Genomic DNA, 1,985 nt, shown 5'->3' with positions numbered 1-1,985 from the left:
CCTTGACCGACCGTCCCGCCCCGGAAAGACAAGGACTGCCGAGAACCCCCCAAAGAAACGGGACGGTCCAGAGGGGAAGGACTCCCGTATCAGCGGTGAGACGGGGTGGTCGGGCCCTGCCCGTGTCCCGCATGCGGGCCCCCAGAGACCCCCGGCCATCCACCCGGGCGCGTCAGATCGCTACGTGCTCCCCATGGCATGGCGTCCGGCGACCGTCCGGGGCTGATACCTGCACGCGATGTCGATCAGAGCCCCTTTCGGGAGCGGTGGGCGCGTCAGATCGCTACGCGCTTCTCGCGGCATAGCGTCCGACGACCGTCCGGGGCTGATACCCGCACGGAATGTCGATCAGAGCACCATCCGGGACCGGTGGGCGCGTCAGATCGCTACGCGCTCCTCCCGGCATAGCGTCCGGCCGCCGTCCTGGGCCGGTACCCGCACTTGATGTCGATCAGAGCGCCATTGGGGAGCGTTGGGCGCGTCAGATCGCTACGGGCTCCTCGGCGGTCGGTGGCGCGTGCAGCCGCCAGGTGACGCCCGTTGCGTCCTGCGAGGACAGCGTGAATCCCAGGCGCTTGGGGACGGCGGCGCTGGCGGAGTTGGCCGGATCGTGCGCGATCTCGACGTACTCCACGCCCGGCAGGGCGAACGCCTCGCGGACTGCGGCCGCCGCTGCCCGGGTGGCCATGCCCCGGCCGGTGGCGGCCGGGTGCAGCCAGTAGCCGACCGCACGTCCCTGTGGTTCGTCGGCGAGGTAGAGGGAGAGGCTGCCTACGGGCCGGCCGTCCACGGTGATCGCGTAGTTGTACGCCTCGCCGCTGCGCCAGTTCGGATCGCAGCCGGCGAGGAAGTCCCGTGTGTGCTGCGGCGTGTGGGAGCGTGCCCACGGCATCCACGGGCTCAAGTGGTCGAGGGATTCCTCGCTCAGGCGGAGGAGGGCGTCGAAGTCGCTCTCCTCCCGCCAGCGCCGCAGGACGAAGCCTTCACAGTCAATGGTGTCTTTCGGCTGCTCCATAGGCGCATCGTTTCGCCACGGAGGTGATCACCGCAATCACATTGACCGTTAGCCTCTCCGGATGATCGCTGAAGCCGACGTATGGAACCGTTTCGTCCGCCTCTTGCCGGAGGCTGAGGGGCGTGAGGTCCAGGTCTGCTGGGACATCGGCGAGCAGGAGGCCGGACTGGAGCTGCTGGTGTGCGGTCTCCTCGAACACCAGGTGGCCATCAGTGAGACCACGCGGGTGGACATCTCCGTCATCGCGGAGAGCTGGGGTGTGCGGCGCGACATCGCTTCCCGTCTCCTCGCCTGCCGGGGCGACGGTCTCCCCAGTCCGGTGGAAATCGTCGAACACCCCACCACCGCGCCCCTGACGTACCCGGACCTGGCCGATCTCCTCGTCATCCCCTGGATCCGGCACACTTCCGGCCGCCTCCTCGCCCGCGCGCACGTCAAGGAGCCCTGGGGCGACCCCTCCCTCATCCCGGCGAACTACGCCGTCCTGGTCTCCGAACAGGGCCCGACCCTCCGCCTGCTCGAGTCCTTCTCCGCGAGGGAAGCCCTGGAAGCCCTGCATTCCACGCATCTGTGAGACACGGCCCCATGAGGGGCCCGTAGCGATCCGACGCGCCCACCGCTGCCGAAGGGTGCTCTGATCGACATCAAGTGCGGGTACCGGCCCAGGACGGCGGCCGGACGCTATGCCGGGAGGAGCGCGTAGCGATCTGACGCGCCGACCGCCCCCGAAAGGGGCTCTGATCGACATTTCGTGCGGGTATCAGCCCCGGACGGTCGTCGGACGCTATGCCATGGGGAGCACGTAGCGATCTGACGCGCCCGGGGGCCCGTCAAGGGTCTCTGGGGGCCCGCATGGGGACACGGGCAGGGCCCGCCCCACCCCGCCTCATCGCTGATACGGGAGTGCTTCTCCTCTGGACCGTCCCGTTTCTTTGGGGGGTTCTCGGCAGTCCTTGTCTTTCCGGGGCGG

The 1,985-nt window shown here is 69.0% G+C and carries 2 protein-coding genes; one reads left to right on the top strand and one right to left on the bottom strand.

What is annotated here, in order from left to right; translation table 11 throughout:
- Positions 1-481 precede the first annotated feature (481 nt).
- Positions 482-1,015 (bottom strand): GNAT family N-acetyltransferase, encoded by a 534-nt coding sequence (locus tag ACZ514_RS32235; protein WP_468171357.1) that lies wholly within the window; start codon positions 1,013-1,015, stop codon positions 482-484.
- 61 nt (positions 1,016-1,076) lie between these two features.
- On the opposite strand from ACZ514_RS32235, the gene ACZ514_RS32230 reads away from it, so the two are divergent.
- Positions 1,077-1,589 carry a hypothetical protein gene (locus ACZ514_RS32230; protein ID WP_469126339.1) on the top strand — a complete coding sequence of 171 codons (513 nt, stop codon included), beginning with the start codon at positions 1,077-1,079 and terminating at the stop codon, positions 1,587-1,589.
- Positions 1,590-1,985 lie beyond the last annotated feature (396 nt).

The sequence above is a fragment of the Streptomyces sp. NPDC034086 genome (genome assembly GCF_055575515.1).
The sequence above is the reverse complement of the archived record's forward strand: the minus strand, read 5'-3'. Positions and strand labels throughout refer to the sequence as shown.

Bases quoted from the DNA above. Each gene is read 5' to 3' on its own strand.
- ACZ514_RS32235 (WP_468171357.1), bottom strand. From the start codon at position 1,015: ATGGAGCAGCCGAAAGACACCATTGACTGTGAAGGCTTCGTCCTGCGG.
- ACZ514_RS32230 (WP_469126339.1), top strand. From the start codon at position 1,077: ATGATCGCTGAAGCCGACGTATGGAACCGTTTCGTCCGCCTCTTGCCG.